The organism is Acidovorax sp. A79, assembly GCF_041154505.1.
Taxonomy (GTDB): Bacteria; Pseudomonadota; Gammaproteobacteria; order Burkholderiales; family Burkholderiaceae_C; genus Acidovorax.
In genome coordinates, this window is sequence record NZ_AP028672.1 from 2,789,850 (window position 1) to 2,815,680 (window position 25,831).

General features: G+C 69.6%; 17 protein-coding genes. 9 read left to right on the forward strand and 8 right to left on the reverse strand.

Annotation, left to right across the window (positions count from 1 at the left end):
* Positions 1 to 126: 126 nt before the first annotated feature.
* The 3 genes from ACAM51_RS12850 to glnE form a co-directional block, all read right to left on the reverse strand.
* Positions 127 to 1,512, reverse strand: coding sequence for an efflux transporter outer membrane subunit (locus ACAM51_RS12850; protein ID WP_369643729.1), 1,386 nt, complete (start codon positions 1,510 to 1,512; stop codon positions 127 to 129).
* Entirely contained in the window at positions 1,509 to 2,237 is a 729-nt protein-coding gene (locus ACAM51_RS12855; protein ID WP_218339431.1) for a TetR/AcrR family transcriptional regulator, read from the reverse strand. The genes ACAM51_RS12850 and ACAM51_RS12855 overlap by 4 nt, the downstream gene beginning before the upstream one ends.
* Before the next feature lie 105 nt (positions 2,238 to 2,342).
* Positions 2,343 to 5,090 (reverse strand): bifunctional [glutamate--ammonia ligase]-adenylyl-L-tyrosine phosphorylase/[glutamate--ammonia-ligase] adenylyltransferase, encoded by a 2,748-nt coding sequence (gene glnE, locus ACAM51_RS12860; RefSeq protein WP_369643815.1) that lies wholly within the window; start codon positions 5,088 to 5,090, stop codon positions 2,343 to 2,345.
* Between the two features lie 98 nt (positions 5,091 to 5,188).
* Between glnE and ACAM51_RS12865 the strand changes: the two genes are divergently transcribed.
* From ACAM51_RS12865 to ACAM51_RS12880, 4 genes are read left to right on the forward strand one after another with little or no spacing between them, the layout of a single operon-like run.
* Positions 5,189 to 9,349 carry a YhdP family protein gene (locus ACAM51_RS12865; RefSeq protein ID WP_369643730.1) on the forward strand — a complete coding sequence of 1,387 codons (4,161 nt, stop codon included), beginning with the start codon at positions 5,189 to 5,191 and terminating at the stop codon, positions 9,347 to 9,349.
* Positions 9,349 to 10,164, forward strand: coding sequence for a carbon-nitrogen hydrolase family protein (locus ACAM51_RS12870; RefSeq protein WP_218297221.1), 816 nt, complete (start codon positions 9,349 to 9,351; stop codon positions 10,162 to 10,164). Before ACAM51_RS12865 ends, ACAM51_RS12870 begins: the two co-directional genes overlap by 1 nt.
* Positions 10,165 to 10,166: 2 nt before the next feature.
* Positions 10,167 to 12,221 (forward strand): ATP-binding protein, encoded by a 2,055-nt coding sequence (locus tag ACAM51_RS12875; RefSeq protein ID WP_218297220.1) that lies wholly within the window; start codon positions 10,167 to 10,169, stop codon positions 12,219 to 12,221.
* Positions 12,221 to 12,850: a response regulator transcription factor gene (locus ACAM51_RS12880; protein WP_218297133.1), complete on the forward strand. Its 630-nt coding sequence runs from the start codon at positions 12,221 to 12,223 to the stop codon at positions 12,848 to 12,850. Before ACAM51_RS12875 ends, ACAM51_RS12880 begins: the two co-directional genes overlap by 1 nt.
* 42 nt (positions 12,851 to 12,892) lie before the next feature.
* Here ACAM51_RS12880 and ACAM51_RS12885 read toward each other — a convergent pair whose 3' ends face one another.
* On the reverse strand, positions 12,893 to 13,540 hold the full coding sequence (locus tag ACAM51_RS12885) for an OmpA family protein (protein ID WP_218297132.1): 648 nt from the start codon (positions 13,538 to 13,540) through the stop codon (positions 12,893 to 12,895).
* Positions 13,541 to 13,744: 204 nt separating this feature from the next.
* A complete protein-coding gene (locus tag ACAM51_RS12890) occupies positions 13,745 to 13,909 on the reverse strand; it encodes a hypothetical protein (RefSeq protein WP_369643731.1) in 165 nt (54 codons plus the stop codon).
* A 295-nt stretch (positions 13,910 to 14,204) separates the two neighbouring features.
* Between ACAM51_RS12890 and ACAM51_RS12895 the strand changes: the two genes are divergently transcribed.
* Complete coding sequence (locus tag ACAM51_RS12895) at positions 14,205 to 15,335, forward strand: murein transglycosylase A (RefSeq protein ID WP_369643732.1); 1,131 nt, start codon at positions 14,205 to 14,207, stop codon at positions 15,333 to 15,335.
* A 117-nt stretch (positions 15,336 to 15,452) separates the two neighbouring features.
* On the opposite strand, the gene ACAM51_RS12900 is transcribed toward ACAM51_RS12895, so the two are convergent.
* From ACAM51_RS12900 to ACAM51_RS12910, 3 genes are all read right to left on the reverse strand, one after another.
* Complete coding sequence (locus ACAM51_RS12900; RefSeq protein ID WP_369643733.1) at positions 15,453 to 15,914, reverse strand: hypothetical protein; 462 nt, start codon at positions 15,912 to 15,914, stop codon at positions 15,453 to 15,455.
* A gap of 104 nt (positions 15,915 to 16,018) precedes the next feature.
* A complete protein-coding gene (locus ACAM51_RS12905) occupies positions 16,019 to 17,758 on the reverse strand; it encodes an MFS transporter (RefSeq protein WP_218339426.1) in 1,740 nt (579 codons plus the stop codon).
* A gap of 153 nt (positions 17,759 to 17,911) precedes the next feature.
* Positions 17,912 to 18,397: an Lrp/AsnC family transcriptional regulator gene (locus ACAM51_RS12910; protein ID WP_218297128.1), complete on the reverse strand. Its 486-nt coding sequence runs from the start codon at positions 18,395 to 18,397 to the stop codon at positions 17,912 to 17,914.
* Between the two features lie 190 nt (positions 18,398 to 18,587).
* Between ACAM51_RS12910 and ACAM51_RS12915 the strand changes: the two genes are divergently transcribed.
* The 4 genes from ACAM51_RS12915 to secF all read left to right on the forward strand — a co-directional run bounded on the left by ACAM51_RS12915 (position 18,588) and on the right by secF (position 25,819).
* Complete coding sequence (locus ACAM51_RS12915; RefSeq protein WP_369643734.1) at positions 18,588 to 22,166, forward strand: indolepyruvate ferredoxin oxidoreductase family protein; 3,579 nt, start codon at positions 18,588 to 18,590, stop codon at positions 22,164 to 22,166.
* 300 nt (positions 22,167 to 22,466) lie between these two features.
* Entirely contained in the window at positions 22,467 to 22,802 is a 336-nt protein-coding gene (gene yajC, locus ACAM51_RS12920) for a preprotein translocase subunit YajC (protein WP_218297126.1), read from the forward strand.
* Between the two features lie 156 nt (positions 22,803 to 22,958).
* Positions 22,959 to 24,842 carry a protein translocase subunit SecD gene (secD, locus tag ACAM51_RS12925; protein WP_218297125.1) on the forward strand — a complete coding sequence of 628 codons (1,884 nt, stop codon included), beginning with the start codon at positions 22,959 to 22,961 and terminating at the stop codon, positions 24,840 to 24,842.
* Positions 24,843 to 24,868: 26 nt separating this feature from the next.
* Positions 24,869 to 25,819: a protein translocase subunit SecF gene (secF, locus tag ACAM51_RS12930; protein WP_218297124.1), complete on the forward strand. Its 951-nt coding sequence runs from the start codon at positions 24,869 to 24,871 to the stop codon at positions 25,817 to 25,819.
* Positions 25,820 to 25,831: the final 12 nt, after the last annotated feature.

Genomic DNA, 25,831 nt, shown 5'->3' on the forward strand with positions numbered 1-25,831 from the left:
ACTGGCGCGGCGCAGGCCAGTGCCCCCGCGCAAGGGCCGCCCCGCCGCGCCGGGGGCGTCCCCCTCTCCCGACTCGCCCAGCGAGTCGGGAGAGGGGGAATGCGCGAAGCGACTCAGGGGGGTGTTTCACTCTTTCCAGCCACCGCCCGCGGCGCGGTACAGCGAAACCCAGGCGGCCTGGCGTTCGTGCTGCAGCGCGATCAGCGCGTTCTCGGCCGCCAGGGAGGTGCGGCGCGCGTCTTCCAGCTCCACCAGACTCGCCAGCCCGCCGCGCCAGCGCGCCTCCGTGGCATCGAACGAGTTGCGGTAGCCCGCCGCCGCCACCCGCGCACTGGCATTGCGCTCGGCCGTGCTCTGCAGCCGCACCAGCGCCTGCTCGACCTCGCTCACGGCCTGGCGCACCTTGGCGCGGTAGAGCGCGGCGGCCTCGTCGTAGCGTGCCTGCGCCGCCTCCACCTGGGCGCCACGGCGGCCGCCGTCGAACAGGGGCACGCTGAGCGCCAGCGGGCCGATGGTCCAGGTGTTCAGGTCGGTCGTCACGCCGCCGCTGCGCACCCAGGCCGTTCCCACCGAGCCGCTGAGCGACAGGCGCGGGTAGCGCTGGGCCTGTGCGCTGCCCACGTCGGCGCTGGCGGCGGCGACTTCGCGCTCGGCGTTGTACACGTCGGGGCGCTGGGCCAGCACCTGGGCGGGCAGGGCGGCGATGGCGAACAGGGTGTCGGGCGCGGCGGATGCCGGCGTGGACAGGCGCGCGCGCAGCGCGGGCTCTTCCCACCCGGTCAGCGCCACCATGGTCTTGACTTCGACATCGCATTGCATGCGCTGCTGCGATGCGCGCGCCTGGGCTTCGGCGGCGCTGGCACGCGCCAGGGCGGCGGTGGCGGGCGCCGTGAAACCGGCGCGTTCGCTGAGGTCGGACAGCCGCGAGGTCTCGCCGCGCGACTGCGCATCGCGCTCGGCCACACGCAGCTGCTCCAGGCAGGTGCGCAGGCTGCTCGTCTGCTGCGCCACCTCGGCGGCCACGCTCACGCGCGCCTCGTGCCACAGCGCCTGCGCGCCCGCCAGCCGCTCGTCGGCCGCCGTCTTGGTGGCCCGGTTGGCGCCGAAGAGGTCGATCTCCCAGCTCGCCTGCAGCCCGGCCTGCGCCGTGGTGGCGATGCCCGCGAGCTGCTCGTTGAAACCCCGGCTGGCGCTGGCCTGCGCATCGAGCGACGGCAGCAGCGCGGCGCGGCTGCTCACCTGCGTGGCACGCGCCTGCGCGATGCGGGCCTGGGCCTGCGCCACGCCAGGGCTGATGGCTTGCGCGGCATCGATCAGCTCGACGAGCAGCGGGTCGCCCAGCTGCGTCCACCACCGCGCCAGGTCCCCCAGCGAGCCCTGGTGCGGCAAGGGCGCCTGCCACGCCACCGGCGGCGGCGCGGGCATCTGCGCGGGGGGCGCCGTGACGGCACAGGCGCCCAGGGCCAGCGGCAGGCAGGCGGCCCAGAAGAATCGGGTCTTGCTCAAAGTCATGCGTTGGATTCCTTGTGCGAATTCCGTGAAGTACTGCGGCGCGCGGGCCGTTGTGCGGCCTGCCGCCGGGCGATCTCGCCCTGCACCATGCTCAGGGCGTAGCCGGTCAGCCGGTCCACCCACTCATCCACAGCCCCCGACCCTGCCAGCTGCGGCGCAATGACCTGCAGCGGGTCGCGCTGGGTCCACATCTGCATGATCAGCCCGGCCAGGGAAAAGGCGAGGCGGTGCATGTCGTCGTCCACCTCCTGCACGCCCATGTGGCGGCACAGCACCTGGACCAGGGCCAGGTGGGGGGCCCGGCACTCGCGCTCGATGAGCTCGGGCCACACGTGGGTCGGGTCCAGCAGCTCGCGCACATGCAGGCGCAGCGACTGGGTCACGAGGTCATCGTGCTTGAGCGGCTCCAGAAACCCCCCGAAATAGGAGGCGAGCGCCTGCGGCAGGGTCAGTGCGGGATCGGCGAACACGGCGATGAGGTCGCTGCCGCTGCCAAAGGGTTCATAGAACGTGGCCGTGTACAGCCGGGCCTTGTCGCCAAAGTGGTAGGCGATCGCGGCGACATTGGTGCCAGCGGCCTCGGCGATGGCGCGCACCGAGGTCTGTGCGAAGCCCCGCTCGGAGAACAGCTGCAGCGCCGCGTGCAGCAGGCGCGCGCGCGTGTCCTCGCCATCACTGCGGGCGGTGCGCTGGGCTGCGGGAATGAAATGGGCGCCAAAACTCATGGCACCGGATTAAACACCAGAATTCAAACAGTTGTTTGAATTGGCGAAGGCCAGCGGAAAATTCACCCGCCAAAAATGCAACGAAACGTCACGCCGGGACCGGCCTCAGCCGAACACCGCCCTCCACAGGGCCAGCACCGCATTCCGCTCGGCCTGCAGCGCGGGCGGCGCAACCTGGGTGGGCGCCTCGTCCAGGCGCGCCACGTGCTGCACGCGCCGCAGTTCGCGGTAGGCGTCGGCCGCCGCCATGCCCACGCCGGGCGGCAGCAGGCCCACCTGCTCGGCGCGCTGCAGCAGCGCGATGTTGCCCACGTTGCCCACCAGCTCCGGGTGGTTCGCGGATTGCGAGAGCACGAGGTACTGCACCGCGAACTCCGCATCCACCATGCCGCCCGGGCTGTGTTTCACATCGAACTGCCCGTCGCGCGTGGGGTGCGCCGCGCGCACGCGCTCGCGCATGAGCACGATCTCCTCGCGCAGGGCGGCGGGGTCGCGTTCGGAGGTGATCACGGCCTCGCGCACGGCATCGAAGCGCGCCTGCAGGGCATCGCTGCCCATCACGAAGCGCGCGCGCGTCATGGCCTGGTGCTCCCAGGTCCAGGCGGTGTTGCTGCCCCGGCGCTGCTGGTAGTTGGCGTAGGCCTCGAAGCTCGTGACCAGCAGGCCCGAGCTGCCATTGGGCCGCAGTGCGGTGTCGATCTCGTACAGGTCGCCCTCGCCCGTCTTCACGGTGAGCCAGTTGATGAGCTTGCGCACGAAAGCGGCGTAGACCTCGGGCGCGCGCTCATCGTCGTCGTCGAACACGAAGACGATGTCCAGGTCGCTGCCGTAGCCCAGCTCCTTGCCGCCCAGCTTGCCGTAGCCAATGATGGCGAACTGCGGGCTGTCGCGGTGGCGCGTCTTGAGGCGGCTCCAGCACCATTGGGCCGTGATGCGCAGCACGCTGTCGGCCAGGGCGGACAGGTCATCCGCCACCTGCTCGACGGTGATGCGCCGCTCCACGTCGCGCGCGAGGGTGCGGAAGGTTTCCGCGTGCTGGGCGCGGCGCAGCAGGTTCAGCAGGGTTTCGTCATCGTCCTCGCCCGTGGACTGCAGGGACGCGAGCCGCACGGCCAGTTCGCGCTCGAAGTCCGCCACCACGAAGCGCTCGGCCAGCAGCGAATCCCCCACCAGTTCATCGATCACGCCCGGGTGCTGCAGCAGGTAGCGGGCGGGCCATTTGGCCGCGCCCAGCAAGTGCAGCAGTTGTTCGTGCACGGAGGGGCGCTCCAGCAGCAGCGCCAGATAGCTCTCGCGGCGCAGCAGCGGCTCCAGCCAGTTGGCCAGGCGCAGCGCGGCCTCTTCGGTGACGCGGCCCTCCTTGAGCCACTGCGCGGTGCGCTGCACCAGCCGGAACAGGCGGGCGCGGGCTTCGTCGCGCAGGCCCGCCACGCGCGGGTGGCTGCGCCATTCGGCCACGCGCTCGCGGAATCCGGGCGGCAGCTGTTCCAGCAGGGTGTCGAATTCGGGGGGCGGGGGCGCCGAGGCGCGGGGGCCGCCGCAGCCGCCCCCATTGCACTGCTTCTTGCCCGCGCCACCCAGCAAGGTGTCGAACTCCTGGGCGACGAGTTCGCGGTGCGCGTCCAGCTCGTGCAGGAAGGCGCAGCAGTCAGGGTAGCCCAGGGTGTAGGCGATCCAGGCGAGGTCGTCGTCGCGCGTGGGCAGCACGTGGGTCTGCTGGTCGTCCAGGTACTGGATGCGGTGCTCCACCCGGCGCAAGAAGACATAGGCGCGCGCCAGGGCATCGGCGGTTTCCTGCGGCATGAGGCCCGCCTGGGCCAGGCGCGTGAGCGCATCGAGCGTGGGCCGGCGGCGCAGCTCGGGAAACTGGCCGCCGCGCACCACCTGCAGCAGCTGCACCGTGAACTCGATCTCGCGGATGCCGCCGCGCGAGAGCTTGACGTCGTTGGCGCGCTCGGGGTGGCCCGCGCTGCGCTTGGCCGCATGGTCGCGGATCTGGCGGTGCAGGGAACGCAGCGCATCGAACACGCTGTAGTCCAGGTAGCGGCGGAACACGAAGGGCAGCACCACGCCCCGCAGCGCCTGCACCTCGGGGCTGCCAATGCAGTCGTGCGGCGCCACCACCCGGCTCTTGAGCCAGGCAAAACGCTCCCATTCGCGGCCATGCAGCTGCAGGTACTCCTCCAGCGCCGACAACGAGACCGACGGCGGGCCGGAGTTGCCATTGGGGCGCAGCGCCAGGTCCACGCGGAACACAAAGCCGTGCTCGGTGGTATCCCCCACCAGGCTGTAGATGGCCTTGACCGCCCGCGCGAAGTATTCGTGGTTGGAGATGCGCCCCCGGCCGTCGGCCGTGCCCGCGGTCTCGCCATCGTGTTCGTACACGTAGATCAGGTCGATGTCGCTGGAGACATTGAGCTCGCGCGCACCCAGCTTGCCCATGCCGATGATCCACAGCTGCACGGGCTGGCCGTCCGGTCCGCGTGGCGCGCCGTGGCGCTCGTCCAGCTCCTGCCGCGCCTGGTGGCTGGCACGGTCCAGCGCCAGCTCGGCCAGCTCGGTCACGGCGCGGGTGATGTCGGCGAGCGGCGCCTGCGCGTCGCAGTCCAGCTGGACGAGCCGCTCCATGACGAGCTGGCGCAGCACGCGCAGGGCCGTGCCCGTGTCGCAGCCGCGCGAGCGCAGCGCATCGTAGGCCGCCTCCATGGTGGCCAGGACCGGCGCCCCTGCGGGCAGCAGGGACAGATCGTCCGCATAGCGGCGGTGCAGGCGCTGGTAGAAGCGCGAATGCGCGGCCAGCGGGCCCTCGGGACGGGGCTGGTGGCAGCGGGGATCAGCGGGAGACGCGGGCATGGCAGACATGGCAAGGGGCCACATACATAAGGACACTGGTTTGTAGTGAACCCGCGCTAAGGCCGCGGGTCATAATTCCTGCCACATTCAATCCCACCATGATCGCTCCCACCACGCACCCCACCCGCCTGCTGAAATTCGTGGCAGGTCTCGCGCGGTGGTCGCTGGGTTTGCTGCTGGCCTTCTGGCTGCTGCTGGCCATCGCGTGGGGGGCACTTCATGGCTGGATTGTGCCGCGAATCGGCGATTTCCGCCCGCAGCTGGAGGCACATGCCGCACGGGCCCTGGGGGTTCCGGTGCGGATCGGGGCCATCGCGGCGCACACGGAGGGCCTGATCCCATCGGTCGAACTCTCGGATGTCGCGCTGCTGGACGCCGCGGGCCGTTCCGCGCTGCGCCTGCCGCGCGTGGTCGTGGCGCTGTCGCCCCGCTCCTTGCTCAATGGGGGTTTCGAGCAGCTCTACATTGAAGGGCCCGAGCTGGAGGCGCGGCGCACCGCCGACGGGCGCATCCAGGTGGCGGGCCTGGACTTTTCCCAGCAGCAGGGCGAGGACAACGCCGCGGCCGACTGGCTGTTCTCGCAGGGCGAAGTGTTCATCCGCAATGGCACGGTGCGCTGGACCGACGAGCAGCGCGGTGCCCCCGAGCTTGCCCTGGAGAAGGTGGACCTTCTGCTGCGCAATGGCAACTGGCACCACCACCTGCGGCTGGACGCCACCCCGCCGGAGGCCTGGGGCGACCGCTTCACGGTGGTGGGGCTGTTCCGCGCGCCGCTGCTGAGCGCACGCGACGGCAACTGGAAGCACTGGAACGGGCAGGTGTTTGCAGATTTCGCGCGGGTGGACGTCTCGCGGCTGCGCCACCACGCCGACGTGGGCGTGGAGGTGGCCCACGGCCGTGGCGCGCTGCGCGCCTGGGCCGACGTGCAGCGCGGGCAGATCGTGGGCGGCACGGCCGACCTGGCGCTGGCCGACGTCAACGCGAAGCTGGGCCCCGATTTGCAGGCGCTGGTGCTGCCCTCGATCCAGGGGCGTCTCGGCGGCCGCCGGCTGAACGGGGGTTTCGAGTTTTCAACCCAGGGCCTGCTGTTCCAGACCGATGACGGAATGACCTGGCCGGGCGGCAATTTGCGGCTGGTCCACACGGCCGCCGCGGGCAAGGTGCCCGCCCAGGGCGAGTTCCGCGCGGACCGCTTGGACCTGGCCGCGCTCGCGCAGATCGCGAGCCGCCTGCCGCTGGGGGCCACGGCGCACGATGCGGTCCGCACCTACGCGCCGCAAGGCCTGGTGGATGAGATCCAGGCCACCTGGAAAGGCCCCCTGGACAACCTGCAGCAGTACCAGCTGCGCGGGCGCATCCGCGGCCTCGCGCTGGCCGGCGATGCCTCCGCCGGGGCCACCGCCCACCTGGGCCTGCGCGGGGCCACGGTGGACGTGGACATGACCCAGGGAGGGGGCAAGGCGGCCCTGACCATCGCCTCGGGCGCCCTGGTGCTGCCCGGCGTGTTCGAGGACCCGGTGCTGCCCCTGGACCGGCTCAGCGCCGACGTGCGCTGGCAGCTCGAGGGCAGCCGCATCGCGGTGCAGGCCAACGACGTGCAGTTCGCCAACGCCGACGCGCAGGGCGAGGCACGGGCGACCTGGCACACGAGCGATGCGGCCAAGGTGCCGCACCAGTCGCGGTTTCCCGGCGTGCTGGATCTCACCGGCACGCTGCACCGCGCCGACGGCACCCGCGTGCACCGCTACCTGCCGCTGTCCATTCCGGCGGATTCGCGCCACTATGTGCGCGACGCGGTCGTCGCGGGCAGCGCCAGCAACGTGCAGTTCCGCGTGAAGGGCGACCTGCACCACCTGCCGTTCAACGACCCCAGACAGGGCGAATTCCGCATCGCCGCGCGCGTCAAGGACGTGACCTACGCCTACGTGCCCCCCAGCCTGCAGCCGGCGGGCACCCTGCCCTGGCCCGCGCTGACGGAACTGGGCGGCGAGCTGATCTTCGAGCGCTCGTCCATGCAGGTGCGCGGCGCCACCGGCAGCTTCGCGGGGCGCCAGGGCCTGCGCCTGTCCAAGGTGGATGCCCGCATCCCGGACCTGGCCCACACCGTGGTCAGCGTCAGCGCCGACGCCCGGGGGCCGCTGCCCGAACTGCTCGCGCTCATGGGCACGTCGCCCCTGGGCCGCATGACCGGCAACGCGCTCGACCAGGCCAGCGGCACGGGCAATGCGGACTTCCAGCTGCGCCTGTCCCTGCCCATCAGCGACATCAACAAGTCCAAGGTCCAGGGCAGCGTCACGCTGGCCGGCAACGAACTGCGCATCACGCCCGACACCCCTGCGCTGAGCCGCGTGCGGGGCGTGGTGCAGTTCACCGAGGGCGGCTTCTCGCTCAACGCCGTGCAGGCGCAGGCGCTGGGTGGCAGCGTCAAGCTGGAAGGTGGCATGCGCGCGCTGCCGGCCCACACGCCGGCGGCCGAGTCGGCCGTGCAGGTGCGCGCCCAGGGCACTGCGACGGCCGAAGGGCTGCAGCAGGCGCCGCAGCTGGGCATGCTCTCGCAGCTGGCGCGCCACGCCACGGGCAGCACGCCGTACGCCATGACGCTGGCGTTTCGCCGGGGCGTGCCGGAGGTGCAGGTGACGACCAGCCTGCAGGGACTGGCGCTGGCGCTCCCGCCGCCGCTGGGCAAGACCGCGGAGACCAGCCTGCCCCTGCGCTTTGAAACCCAGGTGGCGCGCGAATCCCTGGCCGGCGTGACCCAGGCCGGGCACGGGAGCGGTGCCGACGCCCCGCCCCTGCGCGACCAGGTCACGGTGGACCTGGGCGCGCTGGGTTCGGCCGTGTACGTGCGCGATATCAGCGGGCCCCAGGCCCGGGTGCTGCGGGGCACCATCGGCGTCGGCCTGTCGGGTGGCGAATCGGCCCCCATGCCCGCCCAGGGCGTGGCCGCCAACATCAACCAGGGCAAGCTGGATGTGGATGCCTGGGAGGACGTGCTGACGCAGGCCACCTCCCGCGTGGAAACCGCCGCGCGCGCGCCGGCCGCCGCGGCCCCGGCCAGCGCGCACAGCCTGGCGCAGGACTACCTGCCCACCACGCTGGCCCTGCGTGCGCGCGAGCTCACCCTCCAGGGCCGGACGCTGCACAACATCGTGGCCGGGGCCCTGCGCGACGGCACCACCTGGCGCGCCAACCTCGATGCCACCGAACTCAACGGCTACCTGGAATACCGCCAGCCCGGCGCCGCCGACCAGCCCAACGGGCGCCTGTTCGCACGGCTGTCCCGCGTGAACATGCCGCAAAGCGATGTGAACCAGGTCGAAGCGCTGCTGGATGAACAGCCCGGAGCCCTGCCCGCGCTGGACATCGTGGTGGACGACTTCGAGTTGCGCGGCAAGCGGCTGGGGCGCGTGGAGATCGAAGCGCAGAACCGCGGCGGCGATGGCGCGCAGCGCGAATGGCGCCTCTCCAAATTCAACATCACCGCCCCCGAGGCGAATTTCACCGCCAACGGCAACTGGGCGGTGATGAATGCCGCGGGAGGCGGGCCGCGCACCCCCGACCGGCGCACGGTGCTCAATTTCAGGCTGGACATCCGCGACTCCGGCGACCTGCTGGGGCGCATGGGCATGCCGGGCGTGGTGCGGCGCGGCAAGGGACGCATGGAGGGCCAGGTGGCCTGGATGGGCGCGCCCTTCAGCCCGGACTACCGGTCCATGACGGGCCAGATCAACGTGAACATCGAAGCAGGCCAGTTCCTCAAGGCCGAGCCGGGCCTGGCCAAGCTGCTCAGCGTGCTCAGCCTGCAGTCGCTGCCGCGGCGCCTCACGCTCGATTTTCGCGACGTGTTCAGCGAAGGCTTCGCGTTCGACTTCGTGCGCGGCGACGTGCGCATCGAGCAGGGCGTGGCCACCACGAACAACCTGCAGATGAAGGGCGTGAATGCCGCCGTGCTGATGGAGGGCAGCGCCAACATCGACCACGAGACCCAGGATCTGCGCGTGGTGGTGGTGCCCGAGATCAATGCCATGACGGCATCGCTGGTGGCCACCGCCATCAACCCCGTGATCGGCCTGGGCAGCTTCCTGGCCCAGGTGTTCCTGCGCGGACCGCTCATCGAGGCCGCCACGCAGGAGTTCCGCATCGACGGCACCTGGACAGACCCGCGCGTCGTGCGCGTCCCCCGCCGCGGGCGCGAGCCGGGCCCCGCCAGCGACGCAGCGCCCCGCACCAGCCCCGCCAGAACCGGAGAAGCCTCATGATGAAAGTCGCCGCGATCCAGATGGTGTCGGGCACCCGCCTGGAAGACAACCTGCGCGCCGCGCGCACGCTGCTGGAGCAGGCGGCCGGCACCGGCGCCGAGCTGGCGGTGCTGCCCGAGTACTTCTGCGCGATGGGGCACAAGGACACCGACAAGCTCGCGCTGCGCGAGACCCTGGGCGAAGGCCGGATTCAGGATTTCCTGGCCAGCGCGGCGCGCGACCTGCGGATGTGGGTGGTGGGCGGCACCTTGCCGCTGCAGACCGCCGCGCCGGACCGGGTGCGCAACACCACCCTGGTGTTCGACCCCACGGGCGGCTGCGTGGCACGCTACGACAAGATCCACCTCTTTTACTTCGACAACGGCCGCGAGCAGTACCACGAAGGCCGGGTCATCGAGGCCGGTGGCACGCCCGTGCAGTTCGAGCTGCCATCGCGCGACGGCCACCGCTGGCGGGTGGGCCTTTCCGTGTGCTATGACCTGCGCTTCCCCGAGCTGTACCGCCTGCATGCCAGCGCCGGAGCGGACCTCCTGCTCGTGCCCAGCGCGTTCACCCACACCACCGGCCAGGCGCACTGGGAGGTGCTGCTGCGCGCCCGCGCCGTGGAGAACCTGGCGTACGTGCTGGCCCCCGCCCAGGGCGGCGTGCACGAGAACGGCCGGCACACCTGGGGCCACAGCATGCTGGTGGACCCCTGGGGCACCATCCTGGCCGAGCAGGACCAGCAGGCGGGCGTGGTGTCGGGCGTGGTCGACGCGCAGCGCCTGCGCGACGTGCGCCTGCAGCTTCCCTCCCTGTCGCACCGCGTCCTGTGAAGATCCCGCAGCAGCGCACACTTTTCAGGCGCTGGCGGGGCGCATGGCGGCGCTGGTCGCTGTGGACCCTGCTGGTGCTGCTCGTGATCTCCATGCTCGCCACCATGGTGTGGCTTGCGGGGCGGTACGAGGCCAGCCAGGTGCAGTCGCGCCTGGAGCGCGACACGGCCGACGCGGTGTCCGACATCCGCGTGGCGCTCACGCGCAACCTGCAGAGCCTGCAGGCACTGCACGCGGGCGACCCGGGCCAGCTCGCCTGGGAAGTGGATGCCTCGGAGCTGCTGCGCAACCGGCGCGAGCTGGTGCGCATCGAGTGGCGGGATACCAGCCTGCGGGTGCGCACGCATGCCCAGTCGCCCTACCGCCCCGTGGCCTGGGACGCGCGGCTGCGCGAAGGCAACCAGTCCGACGCCGCCATTGCCTGCGCCAACGCGCGCCGCCTGAGCAGCCCCGCCTATTCCAGCAGCTACTTCCAGCCGCACGGCGACGGGCTGGGCTCGGAAATGATGGAGCTGTGCCTGCCCCTGAGCTCGGGGGGGCGCAGCACGGGCTTCCTCGTGGCCACCTACGCCCTGCAGGACGTGCTGATCAACCTGGTGGCGCACAACCTCACGCGCAGCCAGGAGGCCTCCTTCACCGAGGCCGACGGCACCCGGCTGGCCGTGCTGGGCGCCGCGCGCCGGGGCTCGCGCATGTTCACGGCCACGCACCTGCTGGATCTGCCCGGCAGCACGCTGGTGCTGCGCATGGACACCTGGCACAGCGCGCCCAGCCTGTTCCCCAATGTATTGACCGCGCTGGTCACCGCCATGTCGATCGCGCTGGTCACCGTGATGGTGGTGCTGGTGCGCGACAACCGCCGGCGCCTGCGCGCCGAGCGCGACCTGGCCGACGCGCTGGCATTCCGCAAGGCGATGGAGGACTCGCTGGTCACGGGCCTGCGCGCCCGCGACCTGGAAGGCCGCATCACCTATGTGAACCCCGCGTTCTGCGCCATGGTGGGGTTCAGCGCCCCGGAACTGCTGGGCCAGAGCGTGACCGCACCCTACTGGCCGCCCGAGCGCGTGGAGGAGTACCGCCAGCGCCAGGCCATCCGCTTCGCGGGCACCATGCCGCCGCGCGAGGGGTTCGAGTCCGAATTCATGCGCAAGGACGGCACGCGCTTTCCGGTGCTCATCATCGAGGCCCCGCTCATCAACGCCCAGGGCCTGCACACGGGATGGATGAGCGCGTTCCTCGACATCAGCGAGCAGCGGCGGGTGGAGGAGCTTTCGCGTGCCTCGCAAGAGCGGCTGCAGGCCACCGCCCGGCTGGCCACCGTGGGCGAGATGGCCTCGCTGCTGAGCCACGAACTCAACCAGCCCCTGGCCGCCATCTCCAGCTACGCCACGGGCTCCATCAACCTGCTGGAGGCGCCGGCGCCCCAGGCGGGAAGCCCGGCGGGCGCCGCACCCAACGCGGAGCAGCTGCAGGACGTGCGCATGGCCATGCAGCACATCGCGCGGCAGGCCGAGCGCGCCGGCAAGGTGATCAAGAGCGTGCACGACTTCGTGCGCCGCCGCGACCAGGCGCGGGAGGCCGTGCAGGCGCGCCAGCTGCTCGACGCCATCCTCCCGCTGGTGAGCCTGCAGGCGCGCAAGCTGGCCGTGCGGGTGAACACCACGGTGGAGCCGAACCTGCCCCCCGTCCTGTGCGACCGCACCATGGTCGAGCAGGTGCTGCTCAACCTGGCGCGCAACGCCATGCAGGCCATGGACGACCCCGCCATTCCCACGCGCGTGCTCGACATCCGCGTGCGGCGCGCCGCCTCGAACCAGCACAGCGGATGGATCGAGTTCGCGGTGACGGACCTCGGAACCGGCATCGCGGCGGACGTGGCGAAAAAACTCTTCACGCCCTTCTTCACCACCCGCGCCGAAGGCATGGGCCTGGGCCTCTCGATGTGCCGCACGGTGATCGAGCAGCACGGTGGTTTTCTCGGATTTGCCCCCCACGAGCCGCGTGGTACGGTCTTTACCTTCACGCTGCCCGTTCCCCAACCTTCGCCTGACACCTGATGGAACCCGTATCCAACGCCACCGTGTACATCGTGGACGACGACGCCAGCGTGCGCGAGGCCCTGGCCTGGCTGCTGCGCTCGCGCCGGCTCCCGAGCGAATCGTTCGACAGCGCCGAGGCCTTTGATGCCATGCTGCAAAGCCGCCCGGCGCAGCGCCAGCCCTGCTGCCTGCTGCTGGACGTGCGCATGCCCGGCATGAGCGGCCTGGCGCTGTTCGACCTGCTCGCCGTGCGTGGCGACCTGGCCACCATGCCGGTGATCTTCCTCACGGGCCACGCCGACGTGCCCACGGCCGTGGACACGGTCAAGCGGGGCGCCTTCGATTTTTGCGAGAAGCCCTTTTCCGACAATGCCCTGGTGGACCGGATCGAGCAGGCGCTGGCGCAGTCGGCGGAGCGGCTGGCGCAGCTGCGCGAGCGCAGTGACCTGCAGGTGCGGCTCGCGGACCTGACGGAGCGCGAGCGCGATGTGATGGACCTGGTGGTGGCGGGCCTGCCTAACAAACTGATCGCCGACCAGCTGGACATCAGCGTGCGCACGGTGGAAGTGCACCGCTCGCGGGTGTTCGACAAGATGCAGGTCAAGTCGGCGGTGGAGCTGGCCAACCTGCTGCGCACGGGGCAGTAGGCCGGCCCCCGCGCCCGCGCGCCGGGGTGCGGCGGCTAGCCGCTAGCCGCGCGGGCGCTCACCCACGAAGATTTCCACCCGCCGGTTGCGGGCGCGGCCGTCGGCCGAGTCGTTGGTGGCGATCGGGTAGCGCTCGCCCATGCCATCGATGGCGATGCGGCGCCCGTCCACGCCCCGTGCCGTGAGGTAGCTGCGCGTGCTGGCGGCGCGGTCCACCGAGAGCGGGTTGTTGATGGCGTCGCTGCCGGTGTTGTCCGTGTGGCCCACGATGCGCACATCGGTGTTGGGGTTGTTGCGCAGGCCGGCAGCGAACTGGTCGAGCACCGGCGCGAAGTTGGGCTGGATGTCCGAGCGGCCCACGGCGAACGAGATGTCGCTCGGGATGTTGAGCATGAGCTGGTTGTCGGCCGTCTGCGTCACGGCGATGCCGGTGCCCTGGGTCGCACGCTCCATCTCGCGCTTTTGCCGCTCCATGTTCTGCGACCAGATGTAGGTGCCCAGCGCCCCCACGCCCGCGCCCACGACCGCCCCCGTGCCGGCGCTGCCGCCGGTGGCGGAGCCGATGACGGCGCCGGCCAGCGCGCCCACGCCGGCCCCTGTGGCGGTACGGCGCTGGGTGTCGTCCATGCTGGCGCAGCCCGTGGCCAGGACGATGACGGCGGTGGCGCCGAGAAGAATGTGTTTGCGCATGGTGGTGCTCCTTGAAAGATTCGTTGGAGCTGGGCGCTTCGGGAGTTCCGTTCGCGTGCCGTGTGGCCTGTCCTTGGCCCCGGCCTCGGGTGCGCCCAGCTCAACGCCATCGTGGCCGCGGGCTGGCATGGGCGCCATCGGCACAGCGGCACCCTGGCTGTAGGACGGCACCGCCTGGCGCCCGCGCCCCGCGCGCATGCCAAGTCACTGCGCCGGGGGCGGTGGAGGGGCGGGGGCGGGGGGCGGCGGCGGGGAATCCTTCGGGGGCTGCTGCAGCTCACCACCCTTGCGGCCTGAGAACATGGTCCACCAGACGATGGCGACCAGCAGCACCAGCGCGAGCAGCGCTTCAAGCAAAATCAGCCCCATGAAATTGACACTCCCAAGAACGTATTTACGGTCACCCCGTGGCCGCGCAGAGGCCATTGCGGGATGGGATACAAGGCGTGGTGTGCGGCCCATGGCCCCGCTATTGGCAAGCGCCGCAACGCAGCAGACCGACCGCAAAGCCCTCGGCCCTTCGGGCTGGAGTGAAAACGGGCGATGGGACGCCCCGGCTGCTTGCACAAGCGCGAGCCCCTGCGGCGCACCCGAGCCATCCACTCATCCCGAAGGCACTCCAACACGGCCACGGCATGATCGCAAACACCTTCTAGGCCTTGTATTGACGGCACTGATTGTAGGAACGCTGGCCGCCTGCTCGAGCCCACCGCCCGCAAGCCCCTCCCGCCCCCCGGCCATCCCGGCGCCCCTGCCGCCCGGCGCGGTGGTTCTGCCGGGCGACACCGGCCCGCTGCCCCCGCCGATGTCCCAGCCTAAGAGCCGCTGGGTGCCCGTGCGCTGGGCCGAGCTGCCCGGCTTCACCGAAGACGCGCTGCACGAGGCCTGGAACGCCTGGATCAAGAGCTGCGAGCGGCCCGCGCCGCCCTTCACCTCGCTGTGCAGCGACGTGCGCCAGCTGAGCATCGCCACAGGTGAGGAGCAGCGCGCCTGGCTCATCGCGCGGCTGCAGCCCTACCGCGTGGAGGCGACCGACGGCAACCCCGACGGCCTGCTAACGGCCTACTACGAGCCGATGATGGAGGGCTCCCGCCAGCCCGGCAACGGTTTCAACGTGCCGGTCTACCGCGTGCCCGCCGGGCTCGGGACGCGCAAGCCCTGGTACACGCGCCAGCAGATCGAGACACTGCCCGAGGCCCAGGCCGCGCTGGCCGGCCGGGCCATCGCCTGGCTGCGCGACCCGGTCGAATCGATGGTGCTGCACATCCAGGGCTCGGGCCGCCTGCGCATCGCCGAGGCGGACGGCACGGTGTCGCTGGTGCGCGTGGCCTACGCGGGCACCAACGACCAGCCCTACCAGAGCATCGGCCGCTGGCTGCTGGACCAGGGCTACACCCGCGACGCCACCTGGCCCGGCATCCGCGCCTGGCTGGCCGCCAACCCCCAGCGCACGAATGAGCTGATGTGGACCAACCCGCGCTACGTGTTCTTCCGCGAGGAGCCGCTGAGCCCGCTGGACGCGGGCTTTGGCCCGCGCGGCGCGCAGGGCGTGCCGCTCACCCCCGGCCGCTCCATCGCCGTGGACCGCCAGAGCATTCCCTACGGCACGCCCGTGTGGCTCGCGTCCAGCGGGCCGCAGGTGCAGCTCAACCGCATGGTGATGGCCCAGGACACCGGCAGCGCCATCCTGGGCGCGGTGCGCGCGGACTTCTTCACGGGCTGGGGACCGGAGGCGGGCGACATCGCCGGGCGCCTGAAGCAGAACCTGCGGCTGTGGGCGCTGTGGCCCCGGTGATTTTTTTAAGTCATTTTAGCTTCCAGCCCTTATTGGAAAAGCGCTGAAAGCTATTGAATCAGGAGCATTTTCTTCAAGTGTCCCTGTGCCCCAGCGCCCCGCGGCTGGCGGCCCCGTTCACGGGCACGGCACCCGCGCCGCATCGGTTTCCACCCGCTGGGCCGCAGCGGCCGCCGCGAACGCCATGGCCGGCGGCACGGTCACGGTGTGCAGTTGATCGCCTTCGATGCGGTACTCGTACTCGCGCGTCGAGCCCACCATCTCCGTCCTGAAGGTGCTGCCCGCCATGGTGGCCGCATACACCCGGGGGCGGACGACCTGATACCGGTACGTGGTGGTGGCCGTCCCGCTGGTGGTCTTGCAGGTGGATTCGAACTGGTCCGCCTTGAATTGCAGGGTGCAGCGGCCGGAGGTGTCTTCGGCCTTTTCGCCATCCGGGGCGGTCAGCACGATCCTGGCGGCGCGCCAGCAGCCGAGCAGGGAGGGGTCGGGGGCCGCCGCGCAGGCCCAGGAGGCCGCGAGGGCAAGGGAGAGGAAGCTGGAACGCGTGAAGCACTTCATAGGGAGGTCAACGTGCAAGGTCAGGGGCTGGGGCGGGCCTTTGCAAGGCATCCCGCGATGGTAGAGGCATCGTCCCTGGCGCCCCGCGCTGCAGGGCTGCCCGCCCCCGGGGCCCTGGCGCCCTACGGCTCCACCGTCCACCGCGTCACCCGCGGCGGCGCATCGCCCACGTGGAAGGCCAGCTTGCGGTCGCGCAGGGCCACGTCCGAGGCCGTCACCCGGTCGAAGCGCCGCAGGTGCTCGGTCCACGACTCGTCCTCGATGCGCTCCACATACCGCGCGGGCTGGCTGATGTCGTGCAGTAGCTGCCAGCCCAGGGCGCCCTGGCGCAGGCGGCTGCGGCGGCTTTCCTGCATGGCGGCGCGGAATTCGGCTGCGCGGGCCGGGTCGATGAAATACTCGATCGTGACCACGAGGTGCCCCGCCCCCGGCGGCACGTCGGCCACGGGCGCCTGGAAGGCGCGCGAGGGGCTCAGGTCCTCCTCCATGCTGCGGTCGGCCACCAGGCGCTGCACCAGCAGCATGGCCACCACGCCGGTGCCTGCGGCGATTCCCAGGCTCGCGTGCACGTCGCTCACCGTGGCCACCTGGCCCCACACGGCGGCACCCAGGGCCGTGGAGCCCATGATGGCCATCTGGTAGATCGACATGCCGCGCGCACGCACCCAGTTGGGCAGCGCCAGCTGGGCCGACACGCTCAGTGAATTGGCCGTGGTGATCCACGCCATGCCGGCCACGAACATCGCGGGCACGGCCACATACACGTTGGGGGCCACGGCCATCACGCCGGTGGCCGCCGCCTGCAGCAGCGTGCCCCGGATCACCAGCACGTCGCGCGCCATGGCCTGGCGCAGGCGCGGCAGGAACATGGCGGCGGTGATGGCCCCCGCGCCCATGGACGCGAGCAGCAGCGTGAAGGTGCCCGCGCCGCCGCCTTCCAGGCCCCGGGCCAGCAGCGGCAGCAGGGCCAGCAGCGCGGTGGCGTGCAGGAAGAAGATGGAAATGCGCCACAGCACGGCCCGCATGCTGGGCGACTGCCGCACGAACTGCAGGCCCACGCGCATGGCGCTGGGCAGCTTCTCGCGGCCGAGCGGGCTGGGCACGTGGGTGCGCTTCCAGCGCATGATGACCAGGCCCGAGATGACGGACAGCACGGCGTTGAGCACGAACACCCAGGCGCTGCCCGCGCTGGCGATGATGGCGCCGGCCAGCAGCGGGCCGATGATGCGCGAGGCGTTCATGGCCACGCCGTTGAGCGCCAGCGCCGCGGGCAGCTGCGGGCGGCTGACCAGCTCGGGCACGATGGCCGCGAACACCGGCCAGCGCATGGCCAGGCCGATGCCGTTGGCGAACGTGAGCGCGAGCAGCAGCGGCGCCGTCATGCCGCCCGCCATGATGGCCACGCACAGCACCAGCGCCACGGCGGCCACCCAGAACTGCGTGGCGATGAAGTAGCGCCGCCGGTCCAGGATGTCGGCCAGCGCACCGCTGGGCAGGCCCAGCAGGAACACGGGCAGCGTCGAGGCCGACTGCACCAGGGCCACCAGGATGGGCGAGGTGGTGAGCGTGGTCATGAGCCAGGCGGCCGCCACGTCGTTCATCCACATGCAGGTGTTGGCCGCCACCCAGGTGAGCCAGAGCATGCGGAACACGGGCACCGACAGCGGCGCCAGGGGCGAGAGCGAGGCGGAGTGGTCGAGCCGCGCAGCCACGGATTCTTCCGTGCCCTGGGCGAGGGCCGCGCGGTCCGCGGCCGCTTCACGCGCCGCGAGGTCGGCGGGCGCTTCGGGGGCCGGGCTCAGTTCAGGAGGGGGCGGGGGCGCAACGCTGCGCGTGCTTTCGTGGGACGGCAAAGGTGGCATGTCCGCGCATTGTGCGACGGGTTCTGCCGCCGCGCTGCGCCCGGCGGCGCGTCCGACGCCGGTGCAGGGGCATGGCCCGGGCCAGCGGCCCGATGCCTTTTGGGCACCTGGCGCTTTCCCAGCAAGCGCCAAAAGCTATTGAAATGATAGCAATCAGGATTTGGCGCGCGCCAGGTGCGTGAGCGGCAGCGCGCTGCTGGCCTTGACCTCGCCCAGCGAAAAGCTGGTGTGCATGTCTTTCACGTTGGGCAGGTTGAGCAGCACGTCGCGCGCGAACTGCGAAAAGCTGTCCAGGTCGCGCGCCACCACCTGCAGCTCGAAGGTGCCCGTGCCGCTGATGTAGTGGCAGGCCACCACCTCGGGGATGCGCGCGATCGCCGCCTCCATCTCGCGCGTGAGGTCGCCGGTGCTGCGGTCGGCATCCAGCCGCACGAACGCCAGCACCCCCAGGCCGATCTTGTGCCGGTCGATCTCGGCGCGGTAGCCCTTGATGAAGCCCTGCTCCTCCAGCGCCCGCACCCGCCGCCAGCAGGGCGCGGCCGAAAGGCCCACGCGCTGGGCCAGTTCGGCGTTCGTCAGGCGTGCGTCAGCCTGCAGCTCATTGAGGATGGCGATGTCGAATTTGTCGAGAGTGTTCACAAAATGGCCGTACCGAGAAAGATCCTTTCTCAGAATAGCCCAAACACGGCACAGAACGCAAAGACATATCAGCAATGCAGACATACACTTCTCTGCACACTGGAGTCGCTGCCCTAAACGGGCGGAAGGACTGCGCCCCGACCGGGCCCACAAGGCCCGGCCCCACAAAAAAGCCATTGGAGACATAGCCATGAACGCCCCACTGCCCGAGCACATCCGCAAGGCCCTCGAAACCGTCACCCTCGACGACAAATACTCTTTGGACCACGGCCGGGCGTTCATGAGCGGGGTGCAGGCCCTGGTCCGCCTGCCCATGCTGCAGCGCCAGCGCGACGCCGTGGCCGGCCTGAACACCGCCGGTTTCATCAGCGGCTACCGGGGCTCGCCCCTGGGCACGTACGACCAGGCGCTGTGGGCGGCCAAGAAGCATCTGGCGGCCAACAACATCGTCTTCCAGCCCGGCGTGAACGAGGAACTCGGCGCGACGGCCGTCTGGGGCACGCAGCAGCTCGACCTGTATCCCCAATCCAAGAAGTTCGACGGCGTCTTCGGCATCTGGTACGGCAAGGGCCCGGGCGTGGACCGCTGCTCGGACGTGTTCAAGCACGCCAACATGGCGGGCACCGCCAAGCACGGCGGCGTGATCGCGATTGCCGGGGACGACCACATCAGCAAGAGCAGCACGGCCGCTCACCAGAGCGACCACATCTTCAAGGCCTGCGGCACGCCAGTGTTCTTCCCCAGCAGCGTGCAGGAAATCCTGGACATGGGCCTGCACGCCTTCGCCATGAGCCGCTTCTCGGGCGTGTGGTCGGGCATGAAGACCATCCAGGAAGTGGTCGAGTCTTCGAGCAGCATCTCGGTGGACCCGGACCGCGTGAAGATCGTGATGCCCGAGGACTTCGTGATGCCGCCCGGGGGCCTGCACATCCGCTGGCCCGATGCGCCGCTGGAACAGGAAGCGCGCCTCATGGACTACAAGTGGTACGCGGCCCTGGCCTATGTGCGTGCCAACAAGCTCAACTACAACGTGATCGAAGGCAAGAACGACCGCTTCGGCATCATCGCCAGCGGCAAGGCCTACAACGACACGCGCCAGGCCCTGGTGGACCTGGGCCTGGACGATGACACCTGCCGTCAGCTGGGCATCCGCGTGCACAAGGTCAACGTGGTGTGGCCGCTCGAAGCCACCATCACGCGCGACTTCGCCCAGGGCCTGCAGGAGATCCTGGTGGTGGAGGAAAAGCGCCAGGTCATCGAATACCAGCTCAAGGAAGAGCTCTACAACTGGCGCGCCGACGTGCGCCCCAACGTGCTGGGCAAGTTCGACGAGCCCGAGGGCGATGCCACGGGCGGCGAATGGTCCATGCCCAACCCCAGCCAGAACTGGCTGCTGCGCGCCAAGGCCGACCTGACGCCGGCCATCATCGCCAAGGCGATCGCCAAGCGCCTGAAGAAGCTGGGCGTCTCCAGCGACATCATCGCGCGCATGGATTCGCGCATCGCCATCATCGAGGCGAGCGAGCGCGGCATGGCCGAGCTCAAGGTGGACACGGGCGAGCGCGCCCCCTGGTTCTGCAGCGGCTGCCCGCACAACACCAGCACCCGCGTGCCCGAGGGCTCGCGCGCCGTGGCCGGCATCGGCTGCCACTACATGGCCAACTGGATGCCCGACCGCAACACGTCCACCTTCACGCAGATGGGTGGCGAGGGCGTGACCTGGGTGGGCCAGGCGCCGTTCACCACCGACCAGCACGTGTTCGCCAACCTGGGCGATGGCACCTACTTCCACAGCGGGCTGCTGGCCATCCGCCAGAGCATCGCGGCGGGCACCAGCATCACCTACAAGGTGCTCTACAACGACGCCGTGGCCATGACCGGCGGCCAGCAGGTGGGCGAACGGCCCGAAGGCCATTCGGTGCTGCAGATCATGAACAGCCTGAAGTCCGAGGGCGTGGTCAAGCTCATCATCGTGACCGACGAGCCGCAGAAGTACGACGGCGTGGCGCTGGCCGAGGGCGTGACGGTGCACCACCGCGACGAGCTCGACACGCTGCAGCGCCAGTTCCGCGAGATCAAGGGCTGCACGGTCATCATCTACGACCAGACCTGCGCCACCGAAAAGCGCCGCCGCAGAAAGCGCGGCACCCTCGCCACGCCCGACAAGACCGTCGTCATCAACGAGCTGGTGTGCGAGGGCTGCGGCGACTGCTCCACCAAGTCCAATTGCCTGAGCGTGGAGCCGGTAGAGACGGAGTTCGGCCGCAAGCGCCGCATCAACCAGAGTACCTGCAACAAGGACTACTCGTGCGTGAACGGCTTCTGCCCAAGCTTCGTGACCGTGGAAGGCGGCAAGCTCAAGAAGCCCAAGAAGGAAAAGAAGGGCGACCTGACCAGCCTGCCGGCCATCCCTGAGCCAGTGCTGCCCGTGGCCGAAGCGGCCTGGGGCATCGTGGTCGGCGGCGTGGGCGGCACGGGCGTGATCACCATCGGCTCGCTGCTGGGCATGGCGGCGCACCTGGACGGCAAGGGCGTCATCACCCAGGACGCCGGTGGTCTGGCCCAGAAGGGCGGCGCCACCTGGAGCCACATTCAGATCGCCAACCGCCCCGAGGCTATCTACACCACCAAGGTCGACACCGCCAAGGCCGACCTGGTGATCGGCTGCGACTCCATCGTCGCCGCGCACAAGTACACGCTGGCCGTGATGCAGCCGGGCCGCACCTTCGTGGCGCTGAACACGCATGGCACGCCCACGGCGGCCTTCGTGACCAACCCGGACTGGCAGTTCCCGGGCGCCAATTGCGACAGCGTCATCGCGGCGGCGGTCGGCGCGGGTGGCGTTGGGAGCTTCGATGCCGAACAGGTGGCCACCCAGCTGCTGGGCGACAGCATCTACACCAACCCGCTGATGCTGGGCTACGCCTGGCAAAAGGGCCGCGTGCCTTTGACCTACGCGTCGCTGATGCGCGCCATGGAATTGAACGGCGTGCAGGTGGACAACAACAAGGCGGCCTTCGAATGGGGCCGCCGCTGCGCGCATGACCTGGCCTCGGTGCAGGCGCTGTTTGCCGCCGCGCAGGTGATCCAGTTCGTCAAGAAGCCTTCGCTGGCCGAAATGATCGCCAAGCGCGTGGAATTCCTCACGGGCTACCAGAATGCCGCCTACGCGTCCGAGTACACGGCCTTCGTCGAGAAGGTGCGCGCCGCCGAAAGCAAGCTGGGCACCACCACCCGCCTGTCGGAGGCCGTGGCCCGCTACCTGTTCAAGCTGATGGCCTACAAGGACGAGTACGAGGTGGCACGCCTGCACACCGACAAGGCCTTCACGGACAAGATCGCGAACATGTTCGAAGGCGACTACAAGCTGGTGCACCACCTGGCCCCTCCGATGACGGCCAAGAAGAACGACAAGGGCGAACTCGTCAAGCAGCCGTTCGGCCCCTGGATGCGCAGCGCCTTTGGTCTGCTGGCCAAGATGAAGGGGTTGCGTGGCACGGCACTGGATGTGTTCGGCAAGACCGAGGAGCGCCGCATGGAGCGCGCGCTGATCGTGGAATACCGCGCCTGCATCGAGGAGCTGCTGGCCCGCCTGAACGCGGACAACCTGGCCCTGGCCGTGGAGATCGCCCGCATCCCCGAGGAAATCCGGGGCTATGGCCACGTGAAGGAGCGCCACCTGTCGGCCGCACGCCCCAAGTGGGACGGCCTGATGGCGCAATGGCGCGCCGGCGGCACCACCGCCCAGCCGCAGCGCCAGGCGGCGTGAAGCCGGCTGCCGTGGCAGCCCTGCCGTGAAGAGCCCGCGCACCGCGCGGGCTTTTTACTATCAAGTCAGGAGCATCAAATGATTGACAGGCCGGCGTCAATGGCCATTTTGATCTGATTTTTTCCCGCCATCGCGGCGCACCGCCCGCCCGCGGCAAACACCCGCCAGCGGCTTGGGTCTTCCCCCTTGGGCCGCGCACAGGGGGCCGCATACAATGCCCCGTTCCGCCCTGGAAGGCGCCCTCGCGCCGGCCCCTGGCGGGTTTTGTGAATTTTGACCATCCGTTGTGGAGTCCAGTCCGTGTTTATTTCTTCCGCTTTTGCCCAAACCGCACCCGCCGCCGCCGCTGGTGGTACCGACATCATGTCCTCGCTGACCGGCATGCTGCCCCTGGTGCTCATGTTTGTGGTGCTCTACTTCGTCATGATCCGCCCCCAGATGAAGCGCCAGAAGGAACACCGCGCCATGATCGACGCCATCGCCAAGGGTGATGAAGTGGCCACCTCCGGCGGCATCGTCGGCAAGGTCACGCGCCTGTCCGAAGGTTTCCTGCACATCGAGATCGCCAACGGCGTCGAAGTGCAGCTGCAGCGCAGCGCCGTGGTTCAGGTCCTGCCCAAGGGTTCGGTCAAGTAATCAATGAACATTCCCCTGAGGCGCTGCGCGCCTTCCCCTTGCCCCCGCGCCGCGCGGGAGGGGGACGACGCCCCCGGACTGGCAGAGCCAGATCCACGGCGTCCCTGGCAGGGGTCGGCGCATGGCGCCATGCACAACTGAGATAAGAGCGCGATCATGAACCGTTATCCGGTCTGGAAGTACGCGATCCTGGTGATCGTGCTGCTGGTGGGGGTCCTGTACACCCTGCCCAATTTCTTTGGCGAAGCGCCTGCGGTGCAGGTTTCGTCGGCCAAGGCCACCGTCAAGGTGGACACCGCCGTGCAGCAGCGGGTGGAAGAAGCGCTCAAGGCCGCGGGCGTCACGCCCGACTTCGTGGCGCTGGAGGGCAACTCGGTGCGCGCGCGCTTTGACACGCCCGACACCCAGCTCAAAGCCAAGGACGCGATCCAGAAGGCCCTGGTGCCCGATGCCAGCGATCCGTCGTACATCGTGGCGCTGAACCTCGTGTCCCGCTCGCCCGTCTGGCTCAAATCCCTGCATGCCAACCCCATGTACCTGGGCCTGGACTTGCGCGGTGGCGTGCACTTCATGCTGCAGGTGGACATGCAGGCGGCCCTGACCAAGAAGGCCGAGTCCTATGCGGGCGACATCCGCACCGCGCTGCGCGACAAGAGCATCCGCCACGGCGGCATCAGCCGCGAAGGCCAGAACATCGACATCAAGGTGCGCGACGAGGCCATGCTGACGGCGGCCCGCAACCTGATCGCGGACCAGTTCACCGACCTGCAGGTCGCCAGCACGCCCGAAGGCAGCGAATTCAAGCTGCGCGCCTCCATCAAGCCCGAAGCCACGCGCCGCGTGCAGGAGCAGGCCCTCAAGCAGAACATCGTCACGCTGCACAACCGGATCAATGAGCTGGGCGTGGCCGAGCCCGTGATCCAGCAGCAGGGCCTGGACCGCATCGTGGTGCAGCTGCCCGGCGTGCAGGACACCGCCAAGGCCAAGGACATCCTGGGCCGCACGGCCACGCTGGAAGTGCGCATGGTGGACGAGGGCACCGAGGCCCGCACCGCCGAGACCGGCCGCGGCCCCGTGCCGTTCGGCTCCGAACGCTACCTGGAGCGCAGCGGCCAGCCCGTGATCGTCAAGAAGCAGGTCATCCTGACCGGCGAGAACCTGACCGACGCGCAGCCCGGCTTCGACGGCCAGACGCAGGAGCCGACCGTCAACCTCACGCTGGACGCCAAGGGCTCGCGCATCTTCCGCGACATCACACGCGAGAACGTGGGCAAGCGCATGGCCATCGTGCTGTTTGAAAAGGGCAAGGGCGAGGTGGTGACGGCCCCCGTGATCCGCAGCGAAATCGGCGGCGGCCGGGTGCAGATCTCCGGCCGCATGACCACGGCGGAAGCCAACGACACCGCGCTGCTGCTGCGCGCGGGCTCGCTGGCCGCACCGATGGAAATCATCGAGGAATTCACCATCGGCCCGACGCTGGGCGCAGACAACATCGAACGCGGCATCCACAGCGTGGTCTGGGGCCTGGCGGCCATCGCGGTCTTCATGTGCTTCTACTACACGCTGTTCGGCGTGTTCTCCAGCATCGCGCTGGCCGTGAACGTGCTGCTGCTGGTGGCCATCCTGTCGATGCTCCAGGCCACCCTGACCTTGCCGGGCATTGCCGCCATGGCGCTGGCCATCGGCGTGGCCATCGACTCGAACGTGCTGATCAACGAACGCATCCGCGAGGAACTGCGCTCCGGCATGTCGCCGCAGGCGGCCATCCATGCGGGCTACGAGCGCGCCTGGGCCACCATCCTGGACTCGAACGTGACGACGCTGATCGCGGGCCTGGCGCTGCTGGCCTTCGGTTCCGGCCCGGTGCGCGGCTTTGCCGTGGTGCACTGCATCGGCATCCTGACCAGCATGTTCTCGGCCGTGTTCTTCTCGCGCGGCCTGGTGAACCTGTGGTATGGCCGCCAGAAGAAGCTCAAGAGCGTGTCGATCGGCCAGGTCTGGAAGCCGGACGCCGATGCCGCCGTGGCCAAGACGAACTAAGAAACTCCAAGCAAGGAACAAAGATCATGGAGTTTTTCCGCATTCGAAAAGACATCCCGTTCATGAAGCACGCGTTGATCTTCAACGCGATCTCCTTCATCACGTTCGCGCTGGCCGTGTTCTTCCTGCTCACGCGCGGGCTGCACCTGTCGGTGGAGTTCACGGGCGGCACGGTCATGGAAGTGGCCTACAGCCAGCCGGCCGAACTGGCCAAGGTCCGCGAGACGGTCTCCGGCCTGGGCTATCCCGACGTGCAGGTGCAGAACTTCGGCACGGCCCGCGACGTGATGATCCGGCTGCCCGTGCAAAAGGGCGTGACGTCGGCGCAGCAAAGCGAACAGGTACTGGGCGCGCTCAAGGCCGCCAACCCCGAGGTCACGCTGCGGCGCACCGAGTTCGTGGGCCCGCAGGTGGGCGAGGAACTGGTGCACGGCGGCTTGATGGCGCTGGCCATGGTCGTGGTGGGCATCGTGATCTACCTGGCCTTCCGCTTCGAGTGGAAGTTCGGCGTGGCGGCCATCATCGCCAACCTGCACGACGTGGTGATCATCCTGGGCTTCTTCGCGTTCTTCCAGTGGGAGTTCTCGCTGTCGGTGCTGGCGGCCGTGCTGGCCGTGCTGGGGTATTCGGTCAACGAATCGGTCGTGATCTTCGACCGGATCCGCGAGGCCTTCCGCAAGTACCGCAAGATGACGACGCACGAGGTGATCGACCACGCCATCACGAGCACGATGAGCCGCACGATCATCACCCACGCGTCCACCGAGGCCATGGTGCTGTCGATGTTCTTCTTTGGCGGCCCGAGCCTGCACTACTTTGCCCTGGCGCTCACCATCGGCATCCTGTTCGGCATCTACTCCTCCGTGTTCGTGGCCGCGGCCATCGCCATGTGGCTCGGTGTGAAGCGCGAAGACCTTGTCAAGCCCGTGAAGAAGGATGGGGATCCGAACGATCCCCATGCCGGGGCCACCGTCTGAACCGCTAATATC